Origin of the sequence: Desulfuromusa kysingii (assembly GCF_900107645.1) — a bacterium.
In the GTDB taxonomy this organism is placed as follows: Bacteria; Desulfobacterota; Desulfuromonadia; order Desulfuromonadales; family Geopsychrobacteraceae; genus Desulfuromusa; species Desulfuromusa kysingii.
Map to the genome: position 1 here is coordinate 161112 of NZ_FNQN01000006.1, position 17278 is coordinate 178389.

Annotated in this window: 20 protein-coding genes; 13 read left to right on the forward strand and 7 right to left on the reverse strand. The window is 44.0% G+C overall.

Annotated elements, in window-relative coordinates; genetic code table 11:
- Window positions 1-59 precede the first annotated feature (59 nt).
- From rnc to holA, 10 genes are all read left to right on the forward strand, one after another.
- The gene (gene rnc / locus BLU87_RS11020) at window positions 60-779 is read left to right on the forward strand and encodes a ribonuclease III (protein ID WP_092348228.1); all 720 of its coding nucleotides are present in this window, start codon (window positions 60-62) and stop codon (window positions 777-779) included.
- Window positions 766-1668 carry a GTPase Era gene (gene era, locus BLU87_RS11025; RefSeq protein WP_092348231.1) on the forward strand — a complete coding sequence of 301 codons (903 nt, stop codon included), beginning with the start codon at window positions 766-768 and terminating at the stop codon, window positions 1666-1668. Before rnc ends, era begins: the two co-directional genes overlap by 14 nt.
- A gap of 21 nt (window positions 1669-1689) precedes the next feature.
- Complete coding sequence (der, locus tag BLU87_RS11030) at window positions 1690-3012, forward strand: ribosome biogenesis GTPase Der (RefSeq protein ID WP_092348234.1); 1323 nt, start codon at window positions 1690-1692, stop codon at window positions 3010-3012.
- 1 nt (window position 3013) lies between these two features.
- Entirely contained in the window at window positions 3014-4093 is a 1080-nt protein-coding gene (locus BLU87_RS11035) for a DUF4388 domain-containing protein (RefSeq protein ID WP_092348235.1), read from the forward strand.
- Between the two features lie 64 nt (window positions 4094-4157).
- Window positions 4158-4526: a response regulator transcription factor gene (locus tag BLU87_RS11040; RefSeq protein WP_092348236.1), complete on the forward strand. Its 369-nt coding sequence runs from the start codon at window positions 4158-4160 to the stop codon at window positions 4524-4526.
- A 67-nt stretch (window positions 4527-4593) separates the two neighbouring features.
- Window positions 4594-4980 (forward strand): response regulator, encoded by a 387-nt coding sequence (locus BLU87_RS11045; protein ID WP_092348237.1) that lies wholly within the window; start codon window positions 4594-4596, stop codon window positions 4978-4980.
- An 81-nt stretch (window positions 4981-5061) separates the two neighbouring features.
- A complete protein-coding gene (infA, locus tag BLU87_RS11050; protein ID WP_092348240.1) occupies window positions 5062-5280 on the forward strand; it encodes a translation initiation factor IF-1 in 219 nt (72 codons plus the stop codon).
- A 155-nt stretch (window positions 5281-5435) separates the two neighbouring features.
- On the forward strand, window positions 5436-7991 hold the full coding sequence (gene leuS / locus BLU87_RS11055) for a leucine--tRNA ligase (protein ID WP_092348243.1): 2556 nt from the start codon (window positions 5436-5438) through the stop codon (window positions 7989-7991).
- The gene (locus BLU87_RS11060; RefSeq protein ID WP_092348245.1) at window positions 7992-8498 is read left to right on the forward strand and encodes an LPS-assembly lipoprotein LptE; all 507 of its coding nucleotides are present in this window, start codon (window positions 7992-7994) and stop codon (window positions 8496-8498) included. It abuts the gene before it with no gap.
- A gap of 3 nt (window positions 8499-8501) precedes the next feature.
- Window positions 8502-9503, forward strand: coding sequence for a DNA polymerase III subunit delta (holA, locus tag BLU87_RS11065; RefSeq protein WP_092348248.1), 1002 nt, complete (start codon window positions 8502-8504; stop codon window positions 9501-9503).
- 51 nt (window positions 9504-9554) lie between these two features.
- Here holA and rpsT read toward each other — a convergent pair whose 3' ends face one another.
- Window positions 9555-9818 (reverse strand): 30S ribosomal protein S20, encoded by a 264-nt coding sequence (rpsT, locus tag BLU87_RS11070; protein WP_092348251.1) that lies wholly within the window; start codon window positions 9816-9818, stop codon window positions 9555-9557.
- A gap of 163 nt (window positions 9819-9981) precedes the next feature.
- Between rpsT and murJ the strand changes: the two genes are divergently transcribed.
- Window positions 9982-11550, forward strand: a complete 1569-nt coding sequence (gene murJ, locus BLU87_RS11075) for a murein biosynthesis integral membrane protein MurJ (RefSeq protein ID WP_092348254.1) — start codon at window positions 9982-9984, stop codon at window positions 11548-11550.
- Window positions 11551-11712: 162 nt separating this feature from the next.
- Here murJ and BLU87_RS11080 read toward each other — a convergent pair whose 3' ends face one another.
- Window positions 11713-12402, reverse strand: a complete 690-nt coding sequence (locus BLU87_RS11080) for a VOC family protein (protein WP_092348257.1) — start codon at window positions 12400-12402, stop codon at window positions 11713-11715.
- 4 nt (window positions 12403-12406) lie between these two features.
- On the reverse strand, window positions 12407-12634 hold the full coding sequence (locus BLU87_RS17995) for a cysteine-rich CWC family protein (protein ID WP_092348263.1): 228 nt from the start codon (window positions 12632-12634) through the stop codon (window positions 12407-12409).
- Window positions 12635-12889: 255 nt separating this feature from the next.
- On the opposite strand from BLU87_RS17995, the gene BLU87_RS11090 reads away from it, so the two are divergent.
- Both BLU87_RS11090 and BLU87_RS11095 read left to right on the forward strand, forming a co-directional pair.
- Window positions 12890-14092: a multidrug effflux MFS transporter gene (locus BLU87_RS11090; RefSeq protein ID WP_217637498.1), complete on the forward strand. Its 1203-nt coding sequence runs from the start codon at window positions 12890-12892 to the stop codon at window positions 14090-14092.
- Between the two features lie 68 nt (window positions 14093-14160).
- Complete coding sequence (locus BLU87_RS11095) at window positions 14161-15294, forward strand: deoxyguanosinetriphosphate triphosphohydrolase (RefSeq protein WP_092348266.1); 1134 nt, start codon at window positions 14161-14163, stop codon at window positions 15292-15294.
- On the opposite strand, the gene BLU87_RS11100 is transcribed toward BLU87_RS11095, so the two are convergent.
- From BLU87_RS11100 to BLU87_RS11115, 4 genes are all read right to left on the reverse strand, one after another.
- The gene (locus tag BLU87_RS11100) at window positions 15291-15779 is read right to left on the reverse strand and encodes a hypothetical protein (RefSeq protein WP_139167548.1); all 489 of its coding nucleotides are present in this window, start codon (window positions 15777-15779) and stop codon (window positions 15291-15293) included. The genes BLU87_RS11095 and BLU87_RS11100 overlap by 4 nt on opposite strands.
- 120 nt (window positions 15780-15899) lie before the next feature.
- Complete coding sequence (gene yhbY, locus BLU87_RS11105) at window positions 15900-16199, reverse strand: ribosome assembly RNA-binding protein YhbY (RefSeq protein ID WP_092348273.1); 300 nt, start codon at window positions 16197-16199, stop codon at window positions 15900-15902.
- Window positions 16200-16212: 13 nt separating this feature from the next.
- Window positions 16213-16536: an AzlD domain-containing protein gene (locus tag BLU87_RS11110; protein ID WP_092348276.1), complete on the reverse strand. Its 324-nt coding sequence runs from the start codon at window positions 16534-16536 to the stop codon at window positions 16213-16215.
- Complete coding sequence (locus tag BLU87_RS11115) at window positions 16533-17240, reverse strand: AzlC family ABC transporter permease (RefSeq protein ID WP_092348282.1); 708 nt, start codon at window positions 17238-17240, stop codon at window positions 16533-16535. The genes BLU87_RS11110 and BLU87_RS11115 overlap by 4 nt, the downstream gene beginning before the upstream one ends.
- Between the last annotated feature and the right edge of the window lie 38 nt (window positions 17241-17278).

Consider the following 17278-nt stretch of genomic DNA (forward strand, 5'->3'; position numbering starts at 1 on the left):
CATTGTGCTGAATATTCAACTTGGTTATACTCCGCCCAAAATATAAGCTTGGAGGAGATGTGGATAAATATCTAGACGAATTACAAAAGATTATAGGTTATACTTTTAATGATTCGAGTTTGTTATATCAGGCTCTGACACATAAATCATTCAGTAATGAACAACCTGAGTTTGTCCTTCACAATGAGCGGTTAGAATTTTTGGGTGATGCTGTATTGGAGCTGGTTATCAGTGATTGGGTGTTTAACCATTATCCCGATATTCCCGAAGGCGGTTTAACCAGAATTCGTTCCGAGGTTGTCAGCGAAAAAGGTTTGTTCCGCATCGCCAAGAATTTGCGACTAGGAACTGGATTGCGTTTGGGGAAGGGGGAAGCAAAAACCGGTGGCAGTGAAAAGCCCAGTTTACTTGCCGATGCCGTCGAGGCTCTTCTTGGAGCGATCTATTGTGATGGTGGCTTTATTGTTGCCAGCGAAGTCATTGATCGAATTTTTAGTCGTGCAATAGAGGAATCCGCCTTGCTCCGCTATGGGAGTGATTATAAAACCTGCTTGCAGGAGCGATTACAGGCTCAGTTTGGGCATCTTCCTGAATATACACTGGTTCAAGTCTCTGGGCCGGAGCATGAGCGGGTCTTCTCTATGGAAGTCCATTCCTGCGGCAAGCTGTTGGGTAAGGGGAGTGGTAGTAGTAAGAAAAGTGCTGAGCAAAAGGCGGCTGCCGTAGCACTTGATCACACTGTTTTTAAGAAAGACACTTTAACTCATGACAAATCATAACTTTTTATCAGGTTACGTTGCCATCATTGGACGACCGAACGTCGGCAAATCAACATTGCTTAATCGTGTTCTCGGTCAGAAAATTGCGATCACCTCAAATAAACCGCAAACAACGCGCAATCGGATACTTGGTATTCATAACTTTCCGGACGGTCAGGCCTTGTTTGTCGATACCCCGGGTATTCATAAAGCAAAAGGTAAGCTGAATCGATTTATGGTCGATCAGGCTATTGGCGCTTGTGCCGATGTGGATTTGATTCTGTTTCTGGTGGAGGCTGATGATTCTCCAGGCGGAGGTGATGAATATATCCTCAAGCTGTTGGACAAATCAAAGGTCCCTGTCTTTCTGATTATTAATAAGATCGACTTGGTAAAACCACCCAAATTACTGAGCTTGATTCAACAGTATACCGATCGATTTGATTTTTCTCAGGTGGTGCCGGTTTCGGCAAAGAGTGGCGATGGGGTTCCGGATATGTTGCAAGCGATTAAGCCCTATCTACCGCAAGGTCCACGATATTACCCTGAAGATATGTTGACGGATCAGCCCGAACGTTTCATTGTTGCTGAAATGGTCCGAGAGAAAATCATGCGGCGCACCAGTGAAGAGATCCCTTATGGTGTCGGAGTCATGGTTGATACGTTTGAAGAAAAGCCCGCAAAAAATCTTGTTGTTATCCAAGCTACAATCCATGTTGAACGGGACAGTCATAAAAAGATTATCGTTGGTAAGGGCGGGCATATGATTAGAACTGTAGGGCAGGAAGCGCGGAAGGATATAGAAAAATTACTTGGAACTCGCATTTTCCTGGAATTATTTGTCCGTGTTGATAAAGACTGGAGCCAGAACGAACGCATGTTGCGTGAGCTTGGTTATAGCAAAAAGTAAACAAAGGAAGAATGACTCCGAATGATAAAAACCGTTGCCATTGTTGGTAGACCTAATGTAGGAAAATCTACCCTATTCAATAAGTTACTGAAAAAACGTAAAGCGATTGTTGAAGATTTTCCCGGGGTCACACGTGATCGGCACTATGCTGAAGTGACCCGTTTTTTAACCCCGTTTCTGCTAATCGATACTGGAGGCTTTGAGCCGATCAGTGAAGATCGACTGCTGATCCAAATGCGTGAGCAGTCACAATTGGCGGTCGAAGAGGCAGATATTATTTTTCACATGATGGATGTTAAGGATGGATTGACTCCGGCAGATATCGAAATCGCCAAAATGCTTCGACAGATCAATAAGCCCGTTTTTTTTCTGGTAAATAAGGTTGATGGCGACAAGCAAGAGCTTGATACGGTCGATTTCTACTCTTTGGGAATCGATAAGTTTTACCCCGTTTCGGCTGAACATGGTCGTGGGATTACTGACCTTATTGACGATTTAGAAAAAATCTTGCCTCCGGTGCCTGAAAAACCGGAGCCTGAAAACGAAATCAGGATGGCGATCGTTGGTCGACCAAATGTGGGTAAGTCATCACTTGTCAACCGGTTGTTGGGATATGAACGTGTTGTTGCCAATCCTGTATCCGGCACCACTCGGGACAGTATTGATACCGATTTTACTTATAACCAGCAAAGATATGTTTTGATCGATACTGCTGGGATCAGACGGAAAGGACGTATTAGTCAAACCGTTGAAAAATACAGCGCAGTCACGGCACTCAAAGCCATGGATCGTGCACACATTGTGCTGATGGTTCTTGATGCTGCAGACGGAGTGACTGATCAGGACTTGGCTGTAGCAGGTTATGCCTACGAAAAAGGTCGCGCTTTGATCCTTGTCGTTAATAAATGGGATCTGCCTGAAAAAGACGATCAAACGATGGGAAAATTTATCTCTGAAGTTCAGCGTCGCTTTAAATATCTCCCCTTTGCGCCACTCCTGTTTGTCTCTGCTTTAACCGGGCAGAGAGTCAATAAAATTATGTCTAAAGTGGAAGAGGTTGCCTTGGAGTTCAATAAAAGGATACCAACGGCAAAGTTGAATCAAGGATTAGAGGAATTTGTCAGTAAGCATCCACCGTCTATGGCTGGAGACCAGAGAATCAAATTTTATTACGCCGCTCAAGCCGCAGTAAGGCCACCGACCTTTGTTTTATTTTCCAATCGTCCTGACAAAATCCATTTTTCTTATCAACGTTATCTGGTGAATTGTTTTCGAGAGAAGTTCAACTTAGATCAAGTCCCTGTGCGTTTAGAATTTAAAGGCCGGGGGAAAAAGAGCGTTTAGAATGGCACTTGAAGGATGTTTAGAGGATCTGGGAATACGCGATATTCTGCAAATCCTTAGTTTAAGTAAGAAATCAGGAACCCTGAGTCTCAAATGTCAAAATGGTTCTGGGGTGGTCTACTTTTCGGATGGACAGGTCGTCAGGGCCACGTCTAATATTTTTCCTGAAACACTAGGTCAACTCTTACGTCAGGGGAATGTTGTTACCGAAGATGTGATTGTTCAGGCCCTCAAATCTCAAAAATCCACGATACCTCACCGGCCCTTGGGGCAGATTTTAGTTGAAGATTATATGGTGTCTTCTGCTGCAATTGAAAAAATCGTTGCGGCACAGATAGAAAAAATTATCTTCAGTTTTTTCTCCTGTAACAAAGGATCTTTTTCTTTTCAGTTGGGCGAGATGGAGGGCTTCGGGAGCGCTCAACTAAATCCCCTCGATTTTATGCTTGAGCAAGGGCTGAGCCCGCAACGTCTGGTAGTTAAAGGGTTGAAAGTCATTGAATCGGGTCCTGAAAAGAAAATTGATCAAGAGTTGATTGAGCGAGAACTGGCAGAACGGGAAACCCAGCAAACACAATCCGGTTTAGAGCGTTTAAGGGGAATGCTGGCGGAGCTTGAACATTATGAGCTTGGTGGTGGAATTATCCTTTTAATCCTCCGCTATGCCAGTGAGATCATGGGACGGGCAATTATTTTCGATGTCAGAGGGAGCCATTTAGTTGGTGTCGGTCAGTTTGGTTTGGCTGATAGCAGTCTTTGTGCGGATAGCATCGTCAGGAAAATGCAATTTCATATTGATTCTGGATCGCTTTTTGCCCAAGTCATTCAAGAGAAGGTGGCTGTTCGTTCTGCACTTAAAAATACAGCGGCAGAAGAAAGTCTTAAAGAGTTTTTAAACGGAGAACCCGAGGAGGTATTTCTTGGTCCACTGGTGAGCGACGGCAAAGTTGTTGCCCTTTTGTATGGAGACAGTGGGCCGGGTAACCAGGTGATGCAGGATGCCAATGCTTTTGAAGTCTTTCTGTCGCAGGCAGGGCTTGCCATGGAGCAGACGTTGCGCGGCGCTGGAAAAGATTTATAAGTCAAACCTGTTTTTCTTTTGTTATAATCAGGATTGAGCGTCTTGCGAACCGGAGGTTATTGCTATGCAAAAAAAAATTCTCATTGTTGAGGATGAAGAAAGTTTGCTGAAATTGGAAAGTATCCTGCTTACGACCAAGGGTTATCTTGTCCAGGGTGCAACGACAGGGCTGGCGGCTCTTGAGGCCGTTGCTATGGAACCTCCAGACTTGATTTTGCTAGACATCATGTTACCAGAGCTGGATGGTTTTGAAGTGTGTAAACGAATCAAGAACAGCCCAGAAACCAGTCATATCCCGGTTGTACTCTTGTCAGCAAAGAAGACGCCAGAAGATATAAGGCGTGGTGAAGAGGTGGGGGCTGAAAAATATATAACGAAACCTTTCAAGTCCGCTGCGGTTATGGGTACGATCGAACAGCTTTTGGGGAGATAAGGCGTAACCACTCTTATGATGGGTTACGAACTCAATTACAATCCGAAAGAAAGTGAAGTGACAGTCAATGCATCAGCGTAAAGTTCTTGTCGTCGACGATTCACCAACTATGAGACAATTTATCGTTTTGGCGTTGAAGCGGCTCCCTGATCTATCTGTCGATGAGGCGGATAATGGTGTTGCTGCATTAAAGCAATTATCTTCAAAGAAATATGATTTATTACTAACAGATGTCAATATGCCAATAATGGATGGCTTAAAACTCGTGAGTCTGATCCGCAATGATGTTGTGAATGCTGATTTGCCTGTTGTTGTTATCACTACGGAAGGGTCAGAAATGACCCGGGAACGTGCACTGCAAAGTGGCGCTAGCGAATTTGTCACTAAACCTTTACAAACTGCGCGGCTTATTGAGGTTGTGCGGCGCCTTCTTGATCCAGAGATGCGACATTAGGTGCTCATTCACAGGCTTGACAGCTTGGTGTAAACATGTAATAAAACTCGTTGTTTAAAACTATATATTCAGGAGGAAGCGTTGGCAAAAGAAGAAGCAATAGAAGTAGAAGGAACCGTTGTAGAGCCACTACCAAATGCGATGTTTAGAGTAAAGCTCGACAATGATCATGTTGTTTTGGCGCATATCTCAGGAAAAATGCGTAAATACTACATCCGTATTCTACCTGGCGATCGAGTAACCGTTGAGTTGTCTCCTTACGATTTGACCCGTGGTCGTATTACCTATCGGGCAAAATAACTCCGTTTATTAGGGTTTAGCCTGATTTAAAAATGCGAGAAACCAAGGGATTTGTCCCTTGATGATCTTTTTTATCATGATACCGGCATCTGCCGGTTTTCGTGTATATGCTAGCTTTGTAAGACAGCGGTGCTGCTGCACGCTGTGGAGGAATTATGGATAACCAGTATAATCCTAAAGATGTCGAAGCGAAGTGGCAGCACATCTGGCAAGAAGAACAACCCTTCAGTGCTTCCGTGGATTCAACTAAAGAAAAATATTACTTGCTTGAAATGTTTCCATACCCTTCAGGTCGTATTCATATGGGGCATGTTCGCAACTACGCAATCGGAGATGTTGTTGCTCGATTTAAGCGTATGCAGGGCTTTAATGTTCTCCATCCTATGGGCTGGGATGCTTTTGGTATGCCTGCTGAAAATGCCGCTATTGAGCATGGTATTCATCCGGCTAAATGGACTTATGAAAATATCGCTAGCATGCGTCATCAGTTAAAAAAAATTGGTCTTTCATATGATTGGAAGCGTGAGTTTGCTACTTGCGATGCCGATTATTACCGTTGGGAACAGCTGGTCTTCTTAAAAATGTTTGAAAAGGGATTAGCGTATAAAAAAGGATCTTCTGTCAATTGGTGTGAAGATTGTCAGACTGTCCTCGCGAATGAACAGGTTGAAGATGGCTGTTGTTGGCGTTGCCATAATCAAGTGCAATCAAAGGAGTTAGATCAATGGTTTTTTAAAATCACCAATTATGCAGATGAACTCTTAGATTGGACGGATAAACTCTCCGGTTGGCCTGAACGAGTATTAGCAATGCAACGTAACTGGATCGGCAAGAGCTATGGTTGTGAGATTGATTTTCAAGTCGCTGGAGACGATGAAAAGATCAAGGTCTTTACGACACGTCCAGACACGCTTGCTGGCGTGACGTTTATGAGTCTGGCTCCTGAGCATCCGATGGTTGAAAAGTTAGTAACAGCAGAACAGAGTCAGGCTGTTCAAGATTTTATGACTACCGTTGAACGTCAGGATAAGGCTGATCGAACCAGCGGTGATTTAGAGAAAATAGGGATTTTTACAGGTTCATACTGCTTAAATCCATTTAACGGTGAAAAAATACCCGTCTTTCTTGCAAACTTTGTCTTAATGGGCTATGGAACCGGCGCCGTTATGGCGGTCCCAGCTCACGATCAACGTGATTTTGAATTTGCGAAAAAGTACGATTTGCCGATACGGGTGGTTATTCAACCGAAAGACGTTGACTTGGTCGCTGATCAATTGACAGAAGCCTATTCTGACCCTGGTTTTCTGGTAAATTCCGATCAGTTTGATGGAACCGACAATGAGTCGGCAAAAGAGCAGATAGCGGCTTTTCTTGATAACCTTGGCGTTGGACGGAAGACTGTAAACTATCGCCTTCGTGACTGGGGGGTTTCCAGACAGCGCTATTGGGGGACGCCAATCCCCATCATTTATTGTGATGATTGTGGCGCCGTCCCAGTCCCTGAAGAGGATCTGCCAGTTGTTTTGCCGACCGATGTTGAATTAACCGGTGAAGGGGGATCCCCCTTAGCCAGACATCAACAGTTTTTGCAGGTGAGTTGTCCAAAATGTGGCAAAACTGCCAGGCGGGAATCGGATACTTTTGACACTTTCGTCGAGAGTTCCTGGTATTTTGCCCGTTACACTTGTCCAGACTATACCGATGGGCCTTTGGATAAGAAAGCGGCTAATTATTGGTTGCCGGTAGATCAGTATATTGGTGGCATTGAACATGCGGTTATGCATCTTCTGTATGCTCGCTTTTATACCAAAATATTACGCGACTTAGGCTTGATGGATGTCGATGAGCCTTTTACCAACCTGTTGACTCAAGGGATGGTTTGCAAAGAGACGCAACGCTGTCCCGAGCATGGTTGGTTATATCCTGAACAGGTGATCGATGGCAAATGTGAGCTATGTCAGCAGCTTGTTGAGCAGGGTCGCACTGAAAAAATGAGTAAATCAAAAAAGAATGTTATCGATCCGAATCAATTGATCGATCAATATGGTGCGGATACTGCGCGACTCTTTTCCCTCTTTGCGGCCCCTCCAGAAAAAGATCTGGAGTGGAATGAGCAGGGGGTTGAAGGTTGTTACCGTTTTCTTAACCGTGTCTGGAGAGCGGTTGCTGATAACAAAGAACTGATAACCGACGCTAAAGTTGGAGCTGATATTTCCGGAGAGGCTGCTGACTTACGTCGTAAGACCCACCAAACCATCAAAAAGGTCAGTGAAGACATTGATGGCAGTTTCCACTTCAATACAGCCATTGCTGCAGTTATGGAACTGGTGAATGCCATCTATGCCTTTAAATCAGCCAAGGAAAGTCCTGGCGTCTTACGTGAAGCCTTGGAAGCTGTGGTTTGCTTGCTAAATCCATTTGTTCCTCATATTTGTGAAGAGTTATGGCACGCGATGGGACATGAAGAGGGTGTCGAATTATCTGGCTGGCCCACCTGGGATGAAGCGGCATTGGTGACTGAAGAAATATCTCTGGTTGTTCAAGTGAATGGTAAGGTGCGGGGCAAAATCAGTGTCGCAACTGCAGCTGAACGGCAAGCTATTGAGGCCGAAGCCTTAGCCGATGAAAATGTACAAAGATTTATTGGAGCCAAAGAGGTCTGTAAAATTATCGTCGTTCCTGGTCGCTTAGTTAATATTGTGGTGAAATAAATGAAATCTGCCTTTTTTCTTCTTCTGTTTCTGTTCTTGGCGGGCTGTGGATATCATTTTCCGGGGCAGGGGGGAACGCTTCCTGAAGGTGTTGAAAAAGTTTATATCCAGTTATTTACGAACAAGACATCTCAACCGCAATTGGATAATAAGTTAACCAGCCGAGTCAGTGAAGTGTTTTCGCGCAATAACAAGATTTCACAAGTTGAGCATATCGGACAGGCTGAAGCTATTTTAGAGGGGACTATCCGCAGTTACTCAAGTCGGGCTCTATCCTATGATAGCAACGATGATATTGGTGAATATCGGGCCACAATGGTTGTCGATGTGACCTTGAAAAAACCAAATACTGAGGCTCCGATATGGACTGGCACCGTCAGTTGGAGTGAGGAATACAGTTCATCAGCGAACAAAAATGACGAGGATGATCTCGAACAGAATGCTATTAATGAAATTACCTTGCGGATGGCTGAAGAGATCCTCTATAAGATGCTAGATGACTTTTAGTCGATGAATGCTGCTGAACTATTCCAGAGACTTCGTTCAGGACAGGTTCCATCAGTTATTTTCCTCTGTGGTCAAGAACCATATCTGATTCAAAAGGCGGCACGAGCAGTCAGGCAGGTGGTTCTCCCTGCGGGGCACGATGATTTTAATGACAATCAGTTTTATGCTAAGGAAGTTAAGGCCGACGAGATTCTCGCTGCTGCGATGACTTTGCCGGTCTTTGCCGATAAGCGTCTGGTGTCAGTAAAAGATGCCCATCAACTTCCTGCTGCTGAACTTGAAAAGCTACTCCCTTATATTCTCGATCCTGTTCCTGAGACTTGCTTATTGTTCATCGCCGGAAAAGTAGATAACCGGCGTAAATTTTTTCAAAAACTCAAAAAAAACAATTCTCTTGTTGAATTTAAGCCGCTCACAGAGAGAGAGCTACCTCAGTATGTCCGCCACACCCTCAACCAACGTGACATCAAGATTTCTGCTGACGCGGTTGAACTTTTTTGTTCCATGGTTGGGGTTAATCTCCATGAGATTCATGCCGAACTTGATAAATTAATAAATTACATTGGGACTGCCACGCTGATTGATGTTATCGATGTTCAGGCCGTTGTTTCCAGAGGCCGAGCTGAAAATGTCTTTGATATCGGGGATGCTGTCGGATCTGGTGATATCGGCAAGGCGTTGACTTTGGTGATGCGTCTCAATGATGCAGGTGAAGCACCACTGAAGATTCTCTCTCTCTTAGTCATGCACTTCCGACGACTCTGGAAAGTTCGGGAATTGCAAGTGCAAAAATACCCGACCAAAGATATTGCCAGTCTCGCCGGGGTTCCACCATTTGTGGTCACGGGGTTGATTCAACAAGGAAAAAAGTTCTCACGTAACGACTTTATCCGCGCTTATGAATTGTTCCTTCAGGCTGATCTGGCGATGAAGTCGAGCGGAGCTAATTCCAGAGCCTTACTTGAAAGTTTAATTTTGGCTTTGGTTAAAACTAAATCTCAATAAAAAAAGGGAACTACGCAGTAGCTCCCTTTGTCATTTTATTTAAAACATTATTTAGTTCAGGGTATTAATAAGCTTTGTCAGTCGGGAAATCTTACGACTGGCGGTTGCTTTATGGATAATCCCTTTGGTCGCTGTCTTGCTGATATAAGGGACTGCTTTTTCAAACGCTGCTTGTGCTAATTCTTTGTTTTCAGCAGTGACTGCTTCTCTGACCTGCTTAACGAGAGTACGCATAGTTGAACGGACATGCATGTTGCGAGCTCTTCTGACTTCACTTTGGCGGTTACGTTTTGCTGCTGATTTATGGTTGGCCACGAATTGTTTCTCCTTGATTATTAATTGATTGCTTAACTACGAAAGTTCCGCGATATTAATGGTTAATATTTCGCCTGTCAAGTTAGAATAAAATCATTAATGTGAAAAAAAACTCGCATCTTCAAACTCTTAGGGTGGAGATGCAAGGGATTAAAATTTGGTAATGACAAATAAAAAGAAAATGACTGCGGCCACCATTATCATGGCATCAGCCACCTCGATGAGTCGAGTCGCTGGATTGGTCAGGGATATCGTTGTTGCCCGTCTGTTCGGTGCCGGAATGATGACCGATGCTTTCTTCATGGCCTTTACGATCCCCAATCTGTTGCGCCGGTTTTTTGGTGAAGGTTCTTTAACTGCAGCCTTTGTCCCGATTTTTTCTGAAACCTTTCATCGACGTGGTGAAAAAGATGCACAGCAACTTGCCAATCGTTGTGTCAGTTTACTTATGATCGTCATGTTGGTCGTGGTCTCACTCGGGGTCTTGTTTTCTCCCTGGATTGTTCAGGGTGTTGGCTATGGATTTGGTCAAGTTGAAGGGAAGTTGCAGTTAACGAACCAATTGAATCGCATCATGTTTCCCTATATTGGGTTTGTCTCAGTCCTCGCCTTATTGACTGGGATTTTAAATGTTCGCGGTCATTTCTTTGTTCCTGCTGTCTCACCGCTGTTTTTAAATTTGTCAATGATCATCAGCGCCCTCACTCTGGGTCACCTATTTGCGCAACCTATTTTTGCTTTGGCTATCGGGGTTTTATTGGGTGGAATAGTACAACTGTTATTACAGGTCCCGGTTTTATGTCGCTATAAAATCAGATTAAGGTTCGATTTTAATTTTCGCCATGATCCTTCATTACGTAAAATTAGAAACCTGATGTTGCCGGGAATTGCCGGTGTTGCCATCTATCAAATTAATATTATTGTGACACGTTTACTCGCCTCGTTTCTCCCTGAGGGGAGTGTCTCTTATCTCTATTATGGACAGAGACTTTTTGAATTTCCGCAGGGTATATTTATTGTCTCTCTGGCTCAAGCCGCTTTGCCGATGATGAGTAGGCAGGTTGCTGAGGACGATAAAGATGGATTACAGCAATCTCTGAACTTTGCTCTCACTCTTATCACCATTTTTACTTTGCCCGCTATTGTCGGACTTATCCTCTGCGCAAAGCCGATCTATTCCTTATTCTTTTTTGGTGGGGAGTTCAACATGTCGGCGTTGGAAAATACCTCTCTTGCGCTTATCTGTTATGCTCCCGGACTTATTTTCGTTGGTTATAGTCGCATCGCCGCACAGACCTTTTACGCCTTAAAGGACACCCGAACTCCGGTTATTATCTCATTCTGGACCCTCCTGGTTAATCTCTTTGCTGGATTGCTGTTGATGCAGTATTGGGGGTTTCTGGGACTGGCAATTTCATTGACGCTGGCATCGTTGTTTAACGCTTTCATGTTGCTGTTGTTGTTGCAGCGAAAAGTTGGATCATTTCTCCAGACCAGCCTTTATAAACCAGTTATCAAAGTCATACCGGCCTGTGTGTTGATGGCTATGGTGGTTACGATGTTGCTCGGTTTTGCCGACTGGATGCAGGTGGGGGCAGTCGTAAACAAATCTATAGTGTTATTTGGTGCGATTGCGGTTGGTCTCTTGATCTTCTTCGGCAGTTGCTACCTGTTGAGGGTGGAAGAAATCCGTCAGGGATGGCAGCTTTTAAGGGGTAGAAACCAGCGCTGAATAAAGAGTCGAATAATCAGTTGCTTATTGATTGAGTTTTCGGGTGCAGCGACTGATCGATATTATCTGCATGTATTTTTCCGCCTCCTCCTTTAATTTTTTTTCAGCCATTATCTTCCCGTTCACTCTTCATTTTCGTAACCAATTACTTTTTGAATAGATTTACCGCATTGTCGGACAAACGCCCCCTGCGGTTGCGCTGTAACTTTTCAATGTTTTGAGCCCTGTTGGGGTGTTGAATGAAGCAGCCATATATGGCAGCGCATTTTTAGGTAAAGGGATTATTTTGACCAGTTTTTGCGCCCCAATGGTTGCAAGTGCTGATTGTAACCACTCTGGATAGGGGTGATAGATTTTTAGAGATAGAAATCTGCAATTGAGATCGACCATCTCTGTCGCCGGATGTTTGTCACTATGCCATTGGATGGGATAGGGCAACATGCCGGCAGCGATAAGGCTGCCATCATCGGGAAGTCCAAAGTCCCAGCTTAATTTTCCACGGGTGATCGGCTCGATGTTGCCAAAAGAAAGCAAGGTTTGTTGCATCAGTTTTTTGAGATTATTAGTATTTACTACCCAAGTCAGTAATCTCGGTTGTTGGGCAATCTGTTGCCGGACAGCAGGATCATCCAAGCCAAACCATCTGGGTCGATCGGGTGGATCCATATCCGGATTGATAGCGATGATCTCAAAAAAAAGCTCTTTTCCGATCTTCATCAAATGGTTGTGGGTCCCCATTTTTTCATGGGTACCACCATAGGGAATATCAACACCCATACAAGAACGTACATAATCAACTCCCTGAGAAAGGGATTCCGCTCCGACAACAAGATGGTCGATATGTGTTGACATAATTTCAACCTGATTTTAAGGATTTATGACCGTATTTAGCTTTAAAGGTCGATGGATCCTTATGAAATAAATCTATACACTTTTGGCAGATACAGGACTGCGATAACTTTGTTTGTGGTAGTAACTCAATAAGTTCATCTGGAACCACGACATCATGACACCAGCACATCTCTGATGTCTCCACCATGCAATAGTTTTCATGCAGACAAAAGGGACACCGTTTTTCTTTCATTTGTCCTCCATGATGACAGCCACGATCATATTCGCTCCAAGCTCCTCTCTGAGCAAATTTAATCCATTGATTTGCGTCATTTTGAACGCTCTGTTTCGGATTGTCAAAATTAACTTTTTGTTATTGGCCCTCAGCCCGTTCTTTAGAGAGTTTGTTACGTATTTACCGTTTCAGTTTCAATCAATTTATGAAATAACAAGAACTCTTTTTGAGTAGATCGTCAAGAAGAGCGATATTCATTTGAGGAGCCCCAATTTGAAAACGCGACATAAATTTTCTGGAAACGTGAAAATCATCCTTTTTTTGGCGCTGATTAGTGCTTTCCCACCACTCTCAACCGATTTGTATCTACCCGCTTTACCGCAAATGGTCGAAACTTTGGCGGCGAGTATCTCCAAGGTGAACATGACCTTGAGCATGTTTTTTATTTTTTATGCAGGGGGATTGCTTTTCTGGGGGCCTTTAAGTGAAAAGTATGGACGTAAGCCCATATTGCTCATCGGCTTGACGATTTATATTGTCTCCAGTTTGCTGTGCGGTTTTGCCGCAACTGTCAACCAACTGATTCTTGGTCGTATTTTTCAGGCATTTGGTGGGAGTGCAGCGACAGCTATCGCTACGGCAATGGTGAAGGATTTATATTGTGGTCGAGAGCGGGAGAGGGTAATGGCACTCGTCATGTCGATGGTCATTATTGCACCGATTGTTGCCCCTGTCATGGGAGCTATCCTGCTCAAATATATCTCATGGCGGGCAGTTTTTTACGCATTGGCTGGAATCGGCATTATTGCCATTGCGATAAGTTCAACCATGAAAGAAACCATCGAGAAGCGGTATTCTGGATCACCTCTTCGTTCCTTGGGACGCCTTTTCGTCGTTCTAAAAAATCCCCAATTCGCAGTGTTGCTTGCCATCTTTTCCGTTGGTCCCATGACAATAATGTCTTTTCTTTCGACATCAGCATTTATTTATATCGACGGATTTGGTTTAAATGAACAACAATATAGCTACTTTCTTGCTTTCAACGCTGCCTTTGCATTGGTGGGTCCAATGCTCTATTTGCAGTTATCAAAATCTTTTACTCCCCGAGGAATTATCTCTGGAGGTTTTCCCCTTATTATATGTTGCGGTATTGCAGTAATGACTTTGGGGATGACATCTCCCTGGGTTTTTGCCCTATGTATTGCACTGGGAACCTTGGTTGTGACTGTTATGCGGGTCCCTGGGGTCAATCTGATGCTCGACCAGCAACAACAAGATGGGGGCTCTGCGTCGGCATTAATCAATTTTTTTGGTATGATTATGGGGAGCCTCGGTATGCAACTTGTTTCGCTCAATTCCCATAACCTTATCTGGACTCTAGGTTCTCTTCAGCTTTTGGTCGGACTGATGACTGGCTGCCTCTGGTTGTTAATCCGTAACCGTCCTTTTGTGCTACAAAATGTTTATAAGGGATGAGATTGTTTGTGACTTTTTCTGACACTGTATGGCAGTATTATGGACTTCACCGTTAAGGGAGGATATTTATGCGTGAACAAGGACTGGAAACTTATGCTGCTTTTAGTGATCAAAGTCTTGGTCGACAATATCAGGAGCCATTCAAAGATGAACGTCTGGCGTTTGAACGTGATCGTGACCGGATCATTCATTGTGCTGCTTTTCGTCGACTTGAATACAAAACTCAGGTTTTTGTGAACCATGAAGGAGATTATTACCGGACCCGCCTGACCCACTCTTTAGAGGTTGCCCAAATTGCTCGTGGTATCGCAAGAAATTTAAAACTCAACGAAGATCTGGTTGAGGCATTGGCTCTGTCTCATGACCTTGGGCATACACCGTTTGGTCATACTGGTGAATATGTTCTCAAACGTTTGATGAAAGATCATGGTGGTTTTGAACATAATCAGCAATCATTGCGCATAGTTGAGCTGCTTGAGCATCGTTACCCCCTTTTTGATGGTCTCAATTTGAGTTGGGAGGTACGGGAGGGGATTATCAAACATTCATCCGATTATGATGGAGCTGAAAGTGCAGCTATTCAACCATATAAACCTGAACAACGGGGTTCACTTGAAGCTCAGATCATTGATCTTGCAGATGAAATTGCCTACAACAACCACGATATTGATGACGGACTCAAGGCCGGATTTATCACTTTGAAAGATTTGACCGAGGTGGAGTTATGGCAACGTACCTTCGTCATGGTGGGAAATTTATATCCAGCACTCGATGATAAACGTCATATTTTACAGACAATCAGCTATTTAATCGGGGAGTTGATTCATGATCTGGTGAGTACCACTATGGATAATTTACGCAACAATAATATTGTGAGTCTTGCAGATGTCCGCAATCATGATAAAAACCTGGTCAGCCTCAGCCCTGAAATGATGCAATTAAATCGTCAATTGAAAAAATTTCTTTATAAAAGGCTCTATCGCCATTCAAAAGTTGAGCGGATGCGGGTTAAGGCCGAAAGATTTTTGACGTTATTGTTTGAAAACTATATCACGACACCAGGCTTATTACCTGAACGTCATCAACAGCGATTTGCTAAGTATGGCGTTGAGAGGGTGATATGTGACTATATCGCCAGCATGACAGACCGATATGCTCAAGACGAGTACAAACGGCTCTATGAGCCTTTTGAGAGGGCTTAGGGGTGCTTCTCAGCCCACTCTTGCATAGCGGTCAGTTCACCATAGGCTAAATGGGGTCTTAGGTACTGTGTTGCCACTTCACGGTAATGATCTAGTTCAGGAAACTGACGGCATAATGCCATAAGTTTCTGTTTAGCGATGTTGTCATCGACAATCGAACGCATACTCTCAATTGTTGTCATCACTGTTTTAATCTTTCTCCCCAATGTTGCCCCGATAACCACAATGGATCCCGAGGCTAAAGCGGCAATGAGACTTCCCGTAAATGATTGCTTCATGCCCATATTCAGAAGCATCAGGGTTGTCATAATAGTCCCCAGGCAAGCCACTGAGATAATGATTATTTCAGATCTCTTAAACGCTTGTCGGTTTCCAGTTGCCAGGAGCAGGGCAATGACAGTGCTGAGCATCACCGCAGCTGTAATGGCGTATCCAGAAAGAAAATGGTTAAAGTATAGAGTGATAAAAACAAATGCGTGTAGCACGTCTGAGATACATGAATACTTTATCTGCGTTTTGCGCACGTCTTTGAGTGTCTGCAGCTGTGTATTTAGCTCTAAGTTCGTTAATGGTTCTTTAGTTAAGTCAAAATGGAACATAGATAATTATTTAGCCGTTGGAAGCTTGATCTTCTTTTCTTCAGATTCACGATACAGAAGAAAGTTTTTACCCAAAATCTGAGCAACACAGGCATCCGTTGCCGATGCCAACTCTGCTGCAACATCTTTACGATCTCCCAGACATCCCTCTTGAAGTTTTACTTTAATTAATTCGTGACTGTTCAGAGCTTCATCCGTTGCGGCTATGATCGCTTCATTAACCTCATCCTTACCAACCATAACAACTGGCTTTAAGTGATGTCCGAGTCCACGCAGATAGCGTGCTTGTTTTCCTGTTAAGTTCATTATTTCTCCAAAGTTAAATAAATAATCCTGCCAGCCAATAAAGGAGCATGCCGACAAGAACCGTTCCACCAAGGCTACGGGTTTTTAAAGCAAAGATCAATGTCGGAATAGCGACGATAAATTCAGTCTTTCCAAGTGACAAACTGCGACTGGATCCATCAGTGAAAAGACCGGGGGCCAGCAGGGCGCTTAAAATTGCAACGGGGATCAACTCTAACCAGTCTGTTAACCATTGTGGTAATTTTTTATGGGCCAGATAGATTAGTGGAAGGGTTCGGGGAAGGTAAGTTACCAGGCCCATCCCCATAAATAAAAACAAATAATCGAAGAAACTCATTTGTCCCTCCGGTCATGTCGTTTTAAAGCGTAACCAACCGTTGCTGCACTGATTGAAGCCCCGACAATATAGGAGTCTCCTGGAATCAATAGATACCAGACGGTTGAGATCAGTGCCGCTAATAATCCGGTAAGAATATAGATTCTGCCATGAAGTTGAAAAACTAAAAGACAGATAAACATCCCAGTAAGGGCGTAATCTATGCCGAAGGCCCCTTTAGGGACAAGTTGTCCAACCAGGGTCCCCGTAATTGTCGCCACAATCCAGACAGTATTTGCGACGTGATTAACTGTCAGTGCTTGCCAGCGGTTCCATTGTCCCTCACGGAACTTAGACATATTAACCGCAAAACTTTCATCGGTAATTCCATAGGAAAAAACCGCCAGAAAACCACGGCTAATGCCCGAAAGATAGATAGCAAGAGCCGAACTCATCAAAGTATGGCGCAGATTAACGATCAATGTGGTGAAGATGATCGCAGGGACAGAGGCGCTTGTCGTTATCATCGCAACACAAATAAATTGCGCGCTTCCTGCAAAGACCAGTACTGACATCATGGCGACAGCCCACCAAGATAATCCTGCTTGCTGCGCTAAGACACCAAGAGCTAATCCAACCGGGATATAACCAAGACAGATTGGCCAAGCAGCGGAAGCACCCTGGCGTAAAGTCTCTGCGCGCCAATGTGATTCTTTTTGTTTCATAATGTCCCACAAAAAAGGGCGCCAGAAAGGCGCCCAAT

Coding starts and splice junctions, on each gene's coding strand:
- BLU87_RS11115 (WP_092348282.1), bottom strand. CDS start 17,240: ATGAAACAAAAAGAATCACATTGGCGCGCAGAGACTTTACGCCAGGGT.
- BLU87_RS11035 (WP_092348235.1), top strand. CDS start 3,014: ATGGCACTTGAAGGATGTTTAGAGGATCTGGGAATACGCGATATTCTG.
- BLU87_RS11045 (WP_092348237.1), top strand. CDS start 4,594: ATGCATCAGCGTAAAGTTCTTGTCGTCGACGATTCACCAACTATGAGA.
- BLU87_RS11060 (WP_092348245.1), top strand. CDS start 7,992: ATGAAATCTGCCTTTTTTCTTCTTCTGTTTCTGTTCTTGGCGGGCTGT.
- murJ (WP_092348254.1), top strand. CDS start 9,982: ATGACAAATAAAAAGAAAATGACTGCGGCCACCATTATCATGGCATCA.
- BLU87_RS11080 (WP_092348257.1), bottom strand. CDS start 12,402: ATGTCAACACATATCGACCATCTTGTTGTCGGAGCGGAATCCCTTTCT.
- era (WP_092348231.1), top strand. CDS start 766: ATGACAAATCATAACTTTTTATCAGGTTACGTTGCCATCATTGGACGA.
- BLU87_RS11095 (WP_092348266.1), top strand. CDS start 14,161: ATGCGTGAACAAGGACTGGAAACTTATGCTGCTTTTAGTGATCAAAGT.
- holA (WP_092348248.1), top strand. CDS start 8,502: ATGAATGCTGCTGAACTATTCCAGAGACTTCGTTCAGGACAGGTTCCA.
- leuS (WP_092348243.1), top strand. CDS start 5,436: ATGGATAACCAGTATAATCCTAAAGATGTCGAAGCGAAGTGGCAGCAC.
- BLU87_RS17995 (WP_092348263.1), bottom strand. CDS start 12,634: ATGAAAGAAAAACGGTGTCCCTTTTGTCTGCATGAAAACTATTGCATG.
- der (WP_092348234.1), top strand. CDS start 1,690: ATGATAAAAACCGTTGCCATTGTTGGTAGACCTAATGTAGGAAAATCT.
- yhbY (WP_092348273.1), bottom strand. CDS start 16,199: ATGAACTTAACAGGAAAACAAGCACGCTATCTGCGTGGACTCGGACAT.
- BLU87_RS11110 (WP_092348276.1), bottom strand. CDS start 16,536: ATGAGTTTCTTCGATTATTTGTTTTTATTTATGGGGATGGGCCTGGTA.
- BLU87_RS11040 (WP_092348236.1), top strand. CDS start 4,158: ATGCAAAAAAAAATTCTCATTGTTGAGGATGAAGAAAGTTTGCTGAAA.